Origin of the sequence: Micromonospora sp. NPDC005237, assembly GCF_040607775.1 — a bacterium.
GTDB lineage: Bacteria > Actinomycetota > Actinomycetes > Mycobacteriales > Micromonosporaceae > Micromonospora.
In genome coordinates this window covers 152558-166748 of record NZ_JBEXHJ010000009.1, presented here as the reverse complement: position 1 = coordinate 166748, position 14191 = coordinate 152558, and the positions used below count along the sequence as shown (strand labels likewise).

General features: G+C 72.9%; 12 protein-coding genes. 4 read left to right on the top strand and 8 right to left on the bottom strand.

Translation table 11 applies throughout. The features are described 5' to 3' along the window. Nucleotides 1-19: 19 nt before the first annotated feature. Entirely contained in the window at nucleotides 20-604 is a 585-nt protein-coding gene (locus ABZT87_RS24810; RefSeq protein WP_354855506.1) for a winged helix-turn-helix domain-containing protein, read from the bottom strand. A gap of 909 nt (nucleotides 605-1513) precedes the next feature. Here ABZT87_RS24810 and ABZT87_RS24805 point away from each other — a divergent pair. The 3 genes from ABZT87_RS24805 to ABZT87_RS24795 all read left to right on the top strand — a co-directional run bounded on the left by ABZT87_RS24805 (nucleotide 1514) and on the right by ABZT87_RS24795 (nucleotide 3534). Continuing rightward, nucleotides 1514-2023, top strand: coding sequence for a hypothetical protein (locus ABZT87_RS24805; RefSeq protein ID WP_355066544.1), 510 nt, complete (start codon nucleotides 1514-1516; stop codon nucleotides 2021-2023). A 200-nt stretch (nucleotides 2024-2223) separates the two neighbouring features. Continuing rightward, nucleotides 2224-2829, top strand: coding sequence for a response regulator transcription factor (locus ABZT87_RS24800; RefSeq protein ID WP_355138442.1), 606 nt, complete (start codon nucleotides 2224-2226; stop codon nucleotides 2827-2829). A gap of 120 nt (nucleotides 2830-2949) precedes the next feature. Further along, a complete protein-coding gene (locus ABZT87_RS24795; RefSeq protein ID WP_354855509.1) occupies nucleotides 2950-3534 on the top strand; it encodes a response regulator transcription factor in 585 nt (194 codons plus the stop codon). Nucleotides 3535-3561: 27 nt separating this feature from the next. Here the strand turns inward: ABZT87_RS24795 and ABZT87_RS24790 are convergent, their stop codons facing one another. The 7 genes from ABZT87_RS24790 to ABZT87_RS24760 form a co-directional block, all read right to left on the bottom strand. Continuing rightward, nucleotides 3562-5337, bottom strand: coding sequence for an ABC transporter ATP-binding protein (locus ABZT87_RS24790; RefSeq protein ID WP_355138440.1), 1776 nt, complete (start codon nucleotides 5335-5337; stop codon nucleotides 3562-3564). Continuing rightward, nucleotides 5334-7061, bottom strand: a complete 1728-nt coding sequence (locus ABZT87_RS24785; protein ID WP_355138438.1) for an ABC transporter ATP-binding protein — start codon at nucleotides 7059-7061, stop codon at nucleotides 5334-5336. Before ABZT87_RS24785 ends, ABZT87_RS24790 begins: the two co-directional genes overlap by 4 nt. 75 nt (nucleotides 7062-7136) lie before the next feature. Further along, nucleotides 7137-7256: a SapB/AmfS family lanthipeptide gene (locus ABZT87_RS24780; protein WP_013734295.1), complete on the bottom strand. Its 120-nt coding sequence runs from the start codon at nucleotides 7254-7256 to the stop codon at nucleotides 7137-7139. A gap of 5 nt (nucleotides 7257-7261) precedes the next feature. Continuing rightward, the gene (gene lanKC, locus ABZT87_RS24775; protein ID WP_355138436.1) at nucleotides 7262-9859 is read right to left on the bottom strand and encodes a class III lanthionine synthetase LanKC; all 2598 of its coding nucleotides are present in this window, start codon (nucleotides 9857-9859) and stop codon (nucleotides 7262-7264) included. Between the two features lie 482 nt (nucleotides 9860-10341). Then, on the bottom strand, nucleotides 10342-10698 hold the full coding sequence (locus ABZT87_RS24770) for a DNA polymerase ligase N-terminal domain-containing protein (RefSeq protein ID WP_355138434.1): 357 nt from the start codon (nucleotides 10696-10698) through the stop codon (nucleotides 10342-10344). Nucleotides 10699-10767: 69 nt separating this feature from the next. Further along, nucleotides 10768-12222 (bottom strand): alkaline phosphatase PhoX, encoded by a 1455-nt coding sequence (locus ABZT87_RS24765; RefSeq protein ID WP_355138432.1) that lies wholly within the window; start codon nucleotides 12220-12222, stop codon nucleotides 10768-10770. Between the two features lie 154 nt (nucleotides 12223-12376). After that, nucleotides 12377-13093: a TetR/AcrR family transcriptional regulator C-terminal domain-containing protein gene (locus ABZT87_RS24760; RefSeq protein WP_354855515.1), complete on the bottom strand. Its 717-nt coding sequence runs from the start codon at nucleotides 13091-13093 to the stop codon at nucleotides 12377-12379. A 102-nt stretch (nucleotides 13094-13195) separates the two neighbouring features. Here ABZT87_RS24760 and ABZT87_RS24755 point away from each other — a divergent pair, with 102 nt between their 5' ends. Next, nucleotides 13196-14179, top strand: a complete 984-nt coding sequence (locus tag ABZT87_RS24755; protein WP_355138430.1) for an NAD(P)-dependent alcohol dehydrogenase — start codon at nucleotides 13196-13198, stop codon at nucleotides 14177-14179. Nucleotides 14180-14191: the final 12 nt, after the last annotated feature.

The following is a 14191-nucleotide window of genomic DNA, read 5'->3' as shown; positions in this document are numbered from 1 at the left end:
ACGCAACAGCGTCACCATGTCAGACGAATTCCGGTGTGGGGTAGGCCTGCAGGCTGAGGCTGACCGGTCGGGCGTCGCTCGGGGGCGCGTTGCGCAGGGGGCGCAGGTACGGCCGGATGACGGCGTCCAGGGTCAGCGTGAGGTGTCGCAACTCCTCCGGGGTGAGCGACAGCGTGTAGTTGTGGAAGGTCGCGCTCCCCCGCCACTCGTCTGTCAGCTTGTGCTGCCGGTTCTGGTAGCGCTGCAGCGACCGGAACACCTCGTCGAACTCGAGCGCGGTCAGTGCGTCGTTGACCTGCTGTCCGTCGGCGTCGTCGGAGTCGGGGAGGTATTCGAGCCCGGTGGCGGCGGCACGCCAGGGCCGGTCACGTCGGTTGGTCCCCTCGGCGGGGGCCCGTTCGATGAGGCCGTGCCGGGCCAGCTGGTGCAGGTGGTAGCTGCAGTTCGAGCCCGTGTCATCGAGAGCCTCGGCGCACTGGGCGGCGGTTCGCGGGCCGGCGGCCAGCAGGTAGCGCAGCAACCGCAGGCGCAGCGGGTGAGCGAGCGCGCGCAGCGTGGTGGCGTCGCGTACCCGCACGCGACGCTCGGACCCGGTCGGTTCCATGGAGTGACACTCCTAATCGAAAGACTCCTTTCGTTTATACGCCCCTGGAGATAGTTTTCGCAATGAGTGTTTCGCATCAGCGATGGGTCCGTGTCCGCCGCCAGCAGGGCGCGGCCTCGTGGCGGAGATGACGTGGCCGACGACCCGCGCGCATCACCGGATGCGAATAGGTGAGTGCATCGCTACTATGGGTCAGCAATCCAGAGGGAATGGGGTAGTGCCCGCGTGCGAAGTCCCGTCAACGGAACCACGACGATGTCTGCGTCGAGCCGGTCGGCTGCGCCCGTGGCCGGCCGACTGCGCAGGCTCGCCCGGCGGTTGGTGCTGATCGCGGCTGCCGTCGGGGCCGGTTTCCTCCTGGCCGCCCTGTTCCAGGGGCCGGCCGCCGCCGACGGGATACGCAGCGACCCCGGCAACGAGCCTCATCGGCAGATCCGCGCTCTGGTCGAGCCGATCGCACGGCTCACGGTCGCGGAGCGCTCCGCGGGTGAACGCCCGCGCGTCGTGCGGGCCGACGAACCCCGCCCTGATCGGCCCCGCGCCCCGCTGGCCGGGGCCATCGGTAGCGTCGTCACCCCCCGCGACGTGACACCCTCGACGCCGCCTCGCCGGCCCAGGGCCGCGTCGCCCGGGTCCGTGCCGCTGCCTCGAGTCGGCGCAGCCGTCCCGCCCGGCGCTGCCGAGCGCGCGAGGCTCCGGCCCGCGTCCCCAGCGCCCGCGGCTCATCGTCCAACTCGCCATGGGCACCCGTCCCGGCCGGCCGCTGATCCGGCACCGCGGCCGGTCCCCGCCGCGGCCGAGGCACACGCGCTGCCCGTACCGGCCGGTTCTCTCGCGGTGGGCCTGATCACCGCCCCACTGCCGCATGTCGTCGCCATCGTACGGACAGTGCCGATCCAGTCTGTCATCGTGGCGCTTCTCCGTGTCACCGACGCCGTTCTACCGCCCGATCTCAGGGCGGTGATCCCTCCGGCGACACCTCCGCTGACCGCTCCCCCAGCGCCCGGGCCGGCCACCGTGCCGATGACCGACTCGCCTCCCGTGGCGGCCGCGCCGACACCACCGGCGGATTCGGCGGTGTCGCCCGTCCGCGCCGCGCCGGTGGTCGTATGTGCCACGGCAGCGCCGCCTCCCGCCGCGCCGCCGCCGATGTCCGTCGCCGTCCCCACGCGTCCCACGGCCTCGAAGGGGCACCTCGCCGCACGCCCGGCCCCGTTGGCGGTGGCCGCCGAACTTCCCGGCCGACCCGTCGCGCCGGTCGACCAGGAGGCCGCCGGCGTCGACAATGGATCGACGGCGGGGCCGGGTCTGATCCGGCCCGTCGACCGGCAGTCGCCCCTCGCCTCCGGGGTGCCCTGCGAACTCGTGCCACTCCTCGTCGAGAGCCACGCTCCGTCTGCGATCGCCCGCCCGGGCTGAGGCGCGTCGACCGACCCGGATGCCGGCCGACACGCTCGGTCCCATCCGCTGGCCTGGTCGATCAGTGCCCGTGCCCGTCTGCAGTGACGGTGCCGCGGGCCCATGCCTATCCGTCCGTCGCGCACGACCGCCCTGACCAGCCCGTGGACGTTCCGGGATCGGTGGCCGGTGTGACGCGTACCTGAGATCGGAGAAACGTGGTGATCCACGTTGTCGTCGCCGAGGACATGGGTTTACTGCGCGGTGCGCTCTGCGCCGCGCTGTCAGGTGAGGAGGACATGAAGGTGGTCGCCGACGTCGAGGGTGTCGGCGAGTTGTTGACGGTGGTACGCCGGTGCAGACCCCAGGTGGTGGTGCTGGCGCTGACACCGGAGTCGCCCGACCCGGTGGAGATGGTCACCCGGATCAGCGTCGAGGCGCCGCACGCCGCCGTGCTGGCGATGAGCCCTCGGTGGAGCCCCGCCCTGGTGGAGGCCGCGCTGGCGGCCGGCGCACGCGGCCTGCTCGGGAAGGACAGCTCCCTGGTGGAGCTGGTGCGGGCGATCCGCGCGCTCGCCGCCGGGGAGCGGGCGATCGATCCGGCCGCCGCGGTGGCGGTGCTGAGCCCTCCGGAGATCCCGTTGACGCCTCGGGAGATGGACGTGCTGCGGATGGCCGCCGAGGGTCTGCCCCTGAAGGAGATCGCGGCCCGCCTCTATCTGGCACACGGGACGGTGCGCAATCACCTCTCGGTGATCCTGCGCAAGACCGGTGCGCGCAACCGGTTGGAAGCGGTGTGGCGCGCGCGGAGTAACGGCTGGTTGTAGCCGTCGAGGGCGGGGCCGGTGGACGTGTCCGGCCCCGCCCCCGTCGCCGTGCGGGCCCAACGGATGCGTGTTTGAATATCGACGTAGTGTAATCGCCTTCGGAGTGCGGAAAGGTTCATCGTGATCCGTACCCTGCTCGCTTTGGACGGTGCCCTGGTGCTGGGCGCGCTGTCGTTCGTCCTCGCCGCCGAGGACGACATCCGCGTCGTGGCGGAGGTGGATCGCGGCGACGCGGTCTCCGCGGCCGTCCGCGCCCAACGCCCCGACGTGGTGGTGGCCGACCTCGACGTCGTCGAGGGAGTCGACCCGAGCCGCTTCGGTCGGTGCCCCGTCCTGGTGCTGGCCCACCCACATCGGGCACGGCGGCTGCGCGGCATGCTCTGCCCGACCCGGACGGTCGGCATCCTGCGCAGCGACGCGGGCCCCCAGCGGGTCATCGACGGGATCCGCCGGCTCGCTCGCCGGGAGCCGGTGCTCGACGCGGATCTCGTCGTCGCGGCGCTGCGCTCGGACAGCCCGCTGACCAGCCGCGAGACGGAGGTGTTGACGCTGACAGCGGCCGGGGCGCCGGTCGCCGAGGTGGCGGCGACGCTCGGGCTCAGCCGGGGCACCGTCCGCAACCACCTCGGTCGAATCACCCGCAAGGCGGGTGCGCGCACCCGGGTGGAGGCCGTGCGGATGGCAGGCGAGGCAGGCTGGATCTGACGGCGCCGTCGGCTCGGGGCGCGGAGGTCAGCTCAGCCGGGCCCCCGTCCGGGACAGCGCCACCGGATCATCCCAGCAACCGACGAGGGCCCGGTACGTGGCCGATCGGGCCATCAACTGCTCGTGCGTTCCCACCACGGGCTCGTCGCCGTCGAGGACCAGCACCCGATCGGCCCGCAGCGCGGAACTGATCCGGTGCGCGATCACCACGAGACTGCCGTGCCGCCGGGCGAAGGCACTCTCGACGGTCGCCTCCAGCGCCGGGTCCAGGTGACAGGTCGCCTCGTCGAGGACCACCAGCGGGACGGGCGCCAGCCAGGCCCGGACCGCCGCGATGAGCTGCCGTTCACCGGCGGAGAGCAGAGCCGGCACGACCGGCGCGTCCAGACCGCCGAGGCGGGTCGCCAGGGGGCGCGCACCGAGCGCGGCGAGGGTGACCTCCAGCAGGTCGTCGTCGGCGTCCGGCCGCAGGTAGCGGAGGTTGTCGGCGAGGCTGCCGGTGAAGACGTACGCCTCCTGAGGCACCAGCACTCTCATCCGGGCCAGGTCGGCCGGCTCGGCGTCGGCCACCGTCGCGCCGGCCAGGCGGACCGTGCCCGCCTGCGGCGGCACCAGACCGGCGAGCAGGGCGGCCAGTGTGGACTTGCCCACGCCGCTCGGGCCGACCACGGCGAGGTGATCCCCGTCGGCCAGCGTCAGTGCGAAGTTCCGGAGAACGGGCCGGGCGCTCGGGCCGTAGCCGAAGGTCAGTCCGCGGACCTCGACGGCCGGTGAGCCGTCGACCGGACGGGCCGGCGGGCGCGAGCGCGGCGTCCGGGTGGTGGGAGTGGGCAGGTGGGGTCCACCGGACACCGGACCGGCCCGCAGGATGTTCTCCAGGGTGACCGCGTACCGCAGCCCGCCGCCGCCGATGCCCTGCACCAGCGTGTGCAGGGCCGGTTGCAGGCCGGTGGAGACGTAGATCAGCGCCCCCAGCACCGCGCCCGCCGTCAGTCCGCGTTCGACCAGCCACGGAGCGGCCGAGAGCAGCACGACCAGCGGCAACCAGCCGCCGATGCCGAGGCTGAGGCTGCGGATCACCGCCATCCGGGCGAGGGCGCGTTCGGCGGCGGCCTGTGCGGACACCTGCCGTTCCACGTCGGCCGTGACGCGTGCCTGCGCGCCGCAGGCCAGCACGTCACGGTGACCGGCCAGCGCGGCCGACGCCGACTGGCCGAGCTGTTCACCAGCCCGGACGTACGCGCGCTGGTGCCCGGCCATCGCCGGCAACGCGGCGAGGAACACGGCCAGACCGGCGACCAGCGGCGCGGCGGCCAGCGCCGCCACCACCGGCGCCAGGGCGAGCAGGCCGAGCAGGGCCGCGCCGGCGGAGAAGAGGAAACCGCGGGTCACCATCAGCAGGCCCGCGAAGGTGTCGCGGACGATCTCCATCTGGTGGGTCAGCCGGGTCACGGCCGCGCTGTCCGGGCGGCCACCCGCCCGGGTGGCGTCGCGCAGGGCACCCCGGACCACCTGAGCGGCCACCTCGTCACGGAACGGCTCGACCACCGCGCCGAGGCTGCGGTACGTCCGACCGGTCGCCGCCGCGCCGACCAGCACGGTCACGGCGAGTACCCCCAGCCACGCCAGGCCGTTGAGGAGCCGCCCGGCCAGGAAACCGTCGTCGACGGCGCGGGCGACCAGGAGGCCGGCGAGCAGCGCGGGCAGCGACTCGACGAGCGACCAGCCGCAGAGCCGGGCGAGGTCACGCCGGCGGGCCCGCAGCGCCCGCCAGGTCACCCGTCGTACGCTGGGACGGCTCACGGCCCACCGCCGGCCGGCTGGAAGAGAGCACGGTAGTCCGGGTCGGCCCAGAGTCGCCGGTGCGGCGCGAGGCCGCGCAGCCGACCGCCGTCCAGCCAGGCGACGAGGTCGGCCGCGGCGGCGGCAGCGGTCCGGTGGGTGACCACCAGTCGGGTGCGCTCGCCGCCGCGTCCGAGAACCGCCTCGGTGATCCGGTGCTCGGTCGCGGTGTCCAGACTGGACATCGCGTCGTCCAGGATGAGCAGCCGCTCGGCGGCGAACGCGCGGGCCAGGCCGAGGCGTTGGGTCTCGCCTCCGGACAGCGGCGTGTCCGCCAGTGGGGTGCGGTAGCCGTCGGGCAGACGGTCGATCACGTCGGCGACCGCCGCCCTACGGGCCCCCCAACGGACCGCCGGCGTGGCCGGGCTCCCGTCGGCCGGCGGCGTGGCGGACTCGACCGGCAGCGCCAGGCCGATCGCGTCATGGACGGTCGCGCCGATCAGCACCGGCTGGTCGAACGCATAGCCGACGGCTCGGCGCAGCGTCGCCCCGTCGAGGTCGCGCAGCGGCACACCGTCCAGTAGCACCTCACCGCCGTCGGGGTCGTGCAGCCGTCCCGCCACGGCGGCCAGGGTCGACTTGCCGGCACCGGACGCGCCGACGACGGCCACGATCGCGCCGGCCGGTACGTCCAGGTCGATGCCGTCCAGGATGGGCCGGCCGTCGTCGGCGTGCACGCGTACCCGGTGCAGTCGCAGGGCCCCGCCGCCGGGTGGAAGGGGTCGCGCGCCCGCCGGTGCGGCGGGCTGTTCCAGCAGCTCGGCGACCCGGTGTGCCCCGGCGCGGCTGCGGACCAGGTGGTTCAGGGTGGCGAGCACCCCACCGAGGCCGGCGCCCATGGCCGCGTACCGGACGGCGGCGACCAGTTGGCCCGGCGTGAGCCAGCCCGCGGTCAGGGCGTACCCGCCGACCGCGATGACGCTCAGGTGCAGCAGCGGCGCCACGGCGGAGGTACGCGCACTCGCCCGGGCCAGCAGTTCCCACGCGCGCCGGCCGTGCAGGCCCAGCTCCGGCAGGGCCGCCAGCACCCGGTCCTCCTCGCGGCGGACGGTTGCGGCGGCGGCGATGGTCCGGGCACCGGTCAGCGACTCCAGCAGTCGGCCGGCGATGGCCCCGAGCACCCGCTGGTATCCGGCGGTCGCGGCCGAGGCGTCGGCCACGAAGGCGCGCATGAGGACGGCGAGCAGGCCGAGGCCGGCGAGCAGGGTGATCCCCAGGACCGGTTCCATGATGGCGAGCGCGACGACGCTGCCGAGTGGTGGAAGCACCGCCACGATGGCCAGGACGACTGCGTTGCCGGCCTGTCCCGCGTCGGCGGCCTGGCCGACCAACCGGCCGACGAGATCACCCACCGGATAGCGGCGTGTGGTGCGGACATCCACGGCGAACAGGTGACGCAGCAGCCGCCGGCGCAGTCCCGCGGTGGCGCGTGCGGCACCGAATCCGCTGGCCAGGTCGGTGAGGGTGTCGACGCAGACGAGGACGACGACCAGGGCACCGGCGGACACCGCCCACCAGCCGGAGCCGCCGGCGAGGGCGGCGTCGACGGCACGGCCGAGGGCCGCGGGCAGCAGCAGTTCAGCGGCCGCGCCGAGCAGCGCGACCGCCGCGAGTCCTCCGGTCCAGCCGCCGCCGGCCAGAACCGTCCGCCTCAGCAGCCGGTCCCCCGCCTCGAACGTCGGCATCGGTCCTCCCAGTGCTACGCGGTCGCCCTGGGTGGGCACGTCTGCCCGCCCAGGGCGACCGCGTTCTGCGATGGATCAGTTGCAGGTCGTGACGGAGAGCGAGCTGTCGCCGCAGAGCAGCAGGCTCGCCCGGCTACCGCCACCCGTGCGGTCGGCCGGAGCCATCTCCAGGCCCTGGAGGTCCAGAAGCGCCATGTCGTTCACCTCCCTTCCATCCGTTCGTCGATCCGGTCGCCCCCGCTGTCGCGAGGGAGTCTCTGCGCGCCCGACAGGGGCGCGAGGAAGGGCAGCACCGGCGGCTCGTCGTGTCGCGCACAGGCCAGCGCGTAGAGCACGCCGGCGGTGCCGGTGCCGAAGTCCATGGAGAGCCGCAGCAACTGCTCGCCGGGGAACGCGGTCCCGTCCCGGTACGGCAGCGCGTGCCAGGCCAGCCGGTCCACCTGTGCGGCGAGTTCCCGGCGGTCGGCATCGTGGGCCGAGGCGGCGAGGTAGGCGATGATGCCGGCACGGCCGGCGAAGAGCCCGGACTGTGCGTAGAACGGTGACCGCGCCGCGCGGCGGATCCCCGCGCTGGCCTCGGCGAACCGGTCGTCGGCCCGGTGGCGCAGGTACGCATCGAGGACCAGCCCGATACCGACGCTGCCGTGCGCCAGGTACGGCATCGTCCGCCAGCCCTCGTTGACCTCCAGGGCGCCGTCCGGCCGCAGCACACACCGGCGCAGATCCTGGCGCAGTGCCGTGGCGGCGTGTCCCAGCAGTTCGTCGTCACCGCTGAGCTCGTAGAGCCGCAGCAACATCAGCGCCGGTCCGGTCCGGCCGCGCAGCAGCCCGGCGTACGGATTGCGTCCGCCGCTGACGTCCGGGCCGGGGTCGTCGGCCAGTTGCCCGATCACCCGCTCGGCGGCCCGCCAGGCGGCGTCGCGCAACGACGCCTCCCCGGTGCGCCCGGCCAGCTCGGCCAGGTTGAGCGCGATCCCGGACAACCCGCTCGCCAGGCTGTGGTCGAGCCCATCCAGGGGCTCGCGCAGGCAGATGTCGAGCACGTCCAGCGCGTCCTGGCGGCGTCCGAGGTGATCGAGGGCGTACGCCACGCCATGCAGGCCGTCGTAGAAGCCGCAGCGGGTGCCGGACGGTGGCGCTGTCGCCCGCCGCACCAGCCAGTCCTCGTGCTCGGGCCACCGCCCGGCGCCGCTCTTGTCGAGCGCGTACAGCACTCCGGCCGCCCCGTGGGCGAGGTTGAGGCCGCCGCTGCGGAACTGCTCGATGTCGCCGGGGAAGAGCCGGTCGTCGCGCTCGGGGGTGGCGCTCGCCAGGGTCGCCGTGGTCAGTCGGTCCCGCGTGGTGGGCCACTCATCCGCGCCGAGAGCCCCGTGCGGGTCGGCGGCGGCCTGGGGGCCACCGGTGATCTCCTCGACGGCCGGGTCGAGGAAGGACCTCGGCACCGGGAAGTTCGCGGCGATGATGTCGGCCAGGTGAGCCGCCTTCGCCGGCGCGAGCCGCACCAGCTGGGTCAGTGGGAGGAACAGCGCCAACCGCAGGCACGCCAGGGCGTACCGGTCGACGGCCGGGCCGGTTCGGTCCCGCGGTGCCGCAAAGCCCTGGTTGCGCAGTCCGGGCCGGCGGTGCCCGGCGATCGGGGCGGCCACCTCGAAGTCGACCAGGGCGACCCGGTCGTCCGGCCGGATCATGATGTTGAACAGATGCAGGTCACCGTAGACCAGGCCGCGCTCGTGGATCGCCGCGACGAGGGACTCGACCTGCTCGTGGATGTGCCGGGCCCAGCGGGCGTACTCCGCCCGGTCGTCGTCGGTCGCGTCGGCGTCGATCAGCGGGTACCGGTCGACCAGCACCTTGTTCAGCGGCCGACCCTCGATGAACTCGAGCGCGAGGAACCGGTGCTCGCCGAGGGCGAACTCGTCGTGCACCCGCGGCACCTGCGGCAGGTCGGCCAGTTGCCGCAGGGCCTCGGCCTCGCGGGCCAGCCGGGCGACGGCGTCGGTGCCATCCGCGTCCAGGCCGGCGTGCGGTCGGGCCTCCTTCAGCACCACCTGGGTGTCGGTACGCAGATCCCGGCCCACGTACAGCCCACCGCCGTTGGAGAAGTGGATCACCCGTTCGATGCGGTACGGCACCTGGTTGGTGCTGGTGTCGTTGCGGGCGGCCAGGTGCGGGCCGAGGAAGTCGGGCAGGGTGATCCAGGGCGGTACGTAAAAGACCGGCTCACGGCGATCCGGCACCAACGTGCCGGAGTCGTCCTCGATCGCCGGCACCACCTGACCGTCGGGCGAGTGGCAGTAGCGGGCGGCGAAGCCGCCGTAGCGCACGTGGACCGGGCCGTCGCCGTAGCGGAGATCGCTGAGGATGTACGGTCCGGTCTCGCCGGTGAGCAGCTCGTCGAGCTCCTTGCAGACCAGCTCCAGCTCCGCGTCGTCGCGCGGGTAGACCGTGATGAACTTGCCGCTGGCGGCCCGCGCGGCGTATTTGGAGTTGCGCAGCAGCAGCGTGCGGGGCCCGCGGAGGAACTTGAAGGACAGGCCGCGGGGGACGCAGTAGTTCCAGACGGCGTCCAGCACCCGCTCGGCGTTCGCCAGGCCCGCCGACACGTGGATCTTCCAGCCCTGCTGCGGCAGCGAACCGCCGTCCGGCGCGTAGATCAGCCAGTCGTCGAGCGGCTCGCGGCGCCAGCCGGTCGGGATGGGGCGCTCGGCGGCCGGGAAGACGGGCTGCGCGACGGCGCTGCCGAGCGAGTCGTAGAACAGCCGATCCGCCGCGCAGTAGCTGTCGTAGCGTTCGTCCACCGTCCCGCCTCCTCTCGAACTCGGCCGGCTGTTGTTCCGGCGTTGAATCGAGTTTCGTCGACGGGAGGCGGTGGGCCCCAGTGCGCTTAGTCACGGACTTCGATGCAGGGCGCATCGGTACTCATGACATTAGTCAGGCCCATGGCGCCGGCTCCACGGATCACCGCCCACCGGCCCGCACCCGAGGCCGCCCGCGAACCTCGTCGGCGCTGTTGCGGCTTGACGAGCCCCTGACCTGGGACTATTCCGACCGGATCGGTGAGGCAGCGCGTTCTTCCGCTCACCGACGTGCTCGTTCTTGGCCCCTCGAGCGGGCGGAACCCAGACCCCGGTGATCGCTGGGTTAACAGTGACGTCACTCAATCGAAATCGGAGAGGTCATCGCCACCGGAGCCACCGTCACTCTCGGTAGCGACGCCTGGCCCGAGGCGCTCGACGTGGGCGAGCACGCTGAGGGGCCCGGCCACGCGACCCGCGCGAGCTCAGCCGGGTGGCTGCTCCTTCGTCAGGTGGAGCAGCCACCCCTCGCCGGTGCGGATGAGCGCGTACCGCCGGCGGCCGGTACGCCCGTGCAGCGTGAACAGCATCCGGCGGTCGGTGCGGTCGTGCTCCTCCCACGTGCCGATGTCGGCAATCGACTTGTCGGCATCCTCGTAGGTGAGGTGATCAAGGTGGTGATCGGGCACCGCGATCGCGAGCCGGTTGTCGCCGGGACTGTCCGGCAGACCACGGGGAACCGCCCACGAGCGCAGCACACCGTCCTCCTCGAGCCGCAGGTCGAAGTGCGGTCGGGGCTTGCGGTGGTGGTGCAGGACGAAGGCGGGGTCCACCCTTGCCATTGTCGACGACCTCCGCCCCCGGCCGCCGGTCAAGCGCCCGTGAGCAGGAAACCGTGCAGGCCTCGCAGGTCAGCCCAGGTACTTCTCCCACGGGCCGGTGATGGCCAGGGTGAGGCCGGGGTCCTGCATGTTGACGAAGAGCACCTTGCCGTCGGCGGTGAAGGTCGGCCCGCAGAATTCCGAATCGTTGAGCTGGTTGCGGGCGATCGCGTACGTCGGCCCGCCCGGAACCGTGCTGAGCACGTGGGAGGCGCCGGCGCCGTCCTCGGCGAGCACCAGGCTTCCCCACGGGGTGACTGTCACGTTGTCCGGGCCGTCGAAGGTGAGGTCGGTGTACTTGACCGGCGCCCCCTCCTCGGACTGGGTCTGGTGCGGGAAGTACGTCACCAGCTGGATGGTCTGGTCCTTGAAGTTGTAGAACCAGACCATGCCGTCGTGCGGCGCCGCGTCCGCCGGCAGGTCACCCTCGTCCCAGGCGTACGAGTTGACCACGTACACGCCCTCGTCGGTGGCCCACACACCCTCAAACTTGCGTCCCCGGGTGACCTGGCCGTCGGCGAACTGCTCGCGTACGGACGTGGTGCGCGCGTCGCGGTCCGGCACCTCGATCCACCGCACCGGGAAGGGGCGGCCCAGCTGAGCGGAGGTCAGGTAGGCGACGTCCGGCAGCACGGAGCCGTCGTCCATGATGATCTGCATCGCGGCGAGGACGCCGGCGTTCGGCGCGAGGCGGGTCAGCACGCCGGGGCCCAGCTTGACCCCGGCCGGGGCCGCCCAGCGGTAGAAGAGACCGTTGGGCTCGTCCGCGTCCTCGGAGAGGTAGACGTGGGTCCGGTCCTTGTCGACCGCCAGGGCCTCGTGGGAGTAGCGGCCCAGGCACTTGATCGGCCGCGGGTCCGCGCTGCCGTCGGCCCAGACCTCGAAGACGTACCCGTGGTCCTTCTGGAAGGCGCCGGTGCGGCCACCCTCCTCCCACTCATCGCCGGCCCGGTCCTCGGTCTCCTCGCAGGTCAGCCAGGTCCCCCACGGGGTTGGCCCGCCGGCGCAGTTGGAGACGGTGCCGGAGAGGGCGACGAACTCGCCCAGGTTGCGGCCCGCACGGTCCGTCGTGATGACTGTGCAGCCACCGGCGTCGACGGCACCCGTGTCGTAGACCGTTCCCTTGACGTGCGGCACGCCGAACTCGGCGCCCGGGTCGATTTCGTGGTTCTGGATCAGGGTGTAGCGCCCGTGGCCGGCGTCGTAGACGGCCATGCCGTCGTGGTCCGACGGGGTCGTGCCCTGGCCGCGGTCGAGTCGGGTGACGCCGGTCCGGGTGACCACGGTGTAGCTGAAGCCCGCGGGCAGGGCCAGGATCCCCCTGGGGTCGTCCACGAGCGGCGGGAAGGGCACGGGACCGCCCAAGCCCTGCGAGTGGGGCCGACCGGGGCTGGCCTGCGCCAGGGACGGCAGGCCACCGGCGACGGCAAGGCCCACACCGGCGGCGGCGCCGCCAGCGAGGAAGGTACGACGGGAGGAAGGCACGCGTATCAGCTCCTGGTCAAGGCAAGTGCGACGGCTGACAGCCAACTCCGGCCGACGGACACGAACACGTCACCCGGGGGGTCGCGTGGTGACATCGGAGTGAAGAATCAGGGCCGCGCGCCACCCCGCCGAGCCGACGGTGCGGTCCCTCGCCCTACCGGGCCCGCCGCGGCGATGTCCAGCCCTGCTGGTGCAGCCGTTCGATGCCGTCGAGCAGCAGGTCCAAAGCGAACTCGAACTCGAACTGGTCATCGCAGCCCTGCCCCACGACCGACTGGTCGTCGTGGGACGCCGCCCCGGCGATCTCCGCCAGGTGCGGGAACTGGGCGGCGAACTCCGGCGGTAGGGCGGCGGGCGGCTCGGGGCTGGTGGCTCCGGACCGACCGGCCTGGCGGGAGGCGTCGAACAGTTCCTGGCTGAAGCCCAGAACCCGGCTGCCCATCGTGTGCATCACGTGGTGGGCGAGGTTGGCGGAGAACCCGCCGGCCTTGAAGGTCGCGACCACCGAGTCGAGATAGGCGAGGACGGCAGGCGTCGCCATGCTCCGGGACTCGATCGCGAGCGGCGCCCAGGGGTGCCGGCGCAGCACCTCCCGCGCCGAGAGGATGCGCCGGCGGATGGCGTCCTTCCAGTGGGTGTCGGACGCGGGCGGGTCGATCTGGCTGACGATCACGTCGATCATGCCGTCGAGGAGTTCGTCCTTGTTGGCCACGTGCTTGTAGAGCGCCATCGGCACGACGCCCAGATCCTGGGCGAGGTTGCGCATGCTGAGGGATTCGATACCGGCCTCGTCGGCGAGCGCCACGGCGGCACGCAGGACGCGATCCCTGCTCAGCGGCGTCCGGCGCAGCGTCTCAGCCTGCTCAGCCATCTCGTCCTCGTCCTGTCCGGCGGTTGTTGAACCATAACCGCCTTGACAGGTGTACGGCGTACACCTACCGTCAGTGTACGCCGTACACCCTCGGGAGGGATCATGAAGGCGATCGTTCAGGACCGATACGGCCCACCGGAAACCCTCGCGCTCGCCGAGGTCGCCACGCCGACGCCCGCCCCGGGCGACGTGCTCGTACGGGTCGAGGCGGCCTCGCTCAACGCGTACGACTGGCATGCCATGCGGGGTGATCCCCGGATGGCGCGGTTGGTGATGGGCCGGACGCGGCCCCGGGCGCGCATCCGTGGCCGCGACTTCGCGGGCCGGGTCGAGGCCGTCGGCGCCGACGTCCGGCAGGTACGGCCGGGCGACGCGGTGTTCGGCGACCTCGGCGAGGCCAACGGGGCGTTCGCCGAGTACGTGTGCGTGCCCGAGACGTTGGTCGCGGCGATGCCGGCGAACCTGACCCCGCAGCAGGCGGCGGCCCTGCCGCTGGCTGGCATCACGGCGCTCATGGGGCTGCGCGACGCCGGGGGCGTCGAGCCCGGCCACCGCGTCCTCATCAACGGCGCCTCGGGCGGCGTCGGCACTCTCGCCGTGCAACTGGCCAAGGCGCTCGGCGCCACCGTGACCGGGGTGTGCAGCACCCGCAACGTCGATCTGGTCCGCTCACTCGGCGCCGACCACGTCGTCGACTACCACCGCGACGACTTCACCCGCGGCACAGACCGCCACGACGTCGTGTTCGACCTGGTCGGCAACCGCTCACTCAGCGAGCTGCGGCGGGCGCTGACACCGACCGGGACGCTGGTGCTCTCCGGTGGCGGCGTGTACGACGGCGGCAGCCTCCTCGGACCGGTCAGGCTGATCGCGCGCGGACGGCTGCTGGCCCCGCTGGTCCGACACCGCATCGTCACGCTCACGACGACACCGGGCCGGCAACACCTCGACACGCTCCGCGGCCACGTCGAGGCCGGCCGTCTCACCCCGGTCATCGACCGTACGTATCCCCTCCACGAGGTGCCCGCGGCCATCCGGTATCTCGAAGGCGAGCACGCGCGGGCAAAGGTCGTCATCACCATCTGACGGCCGGCATCG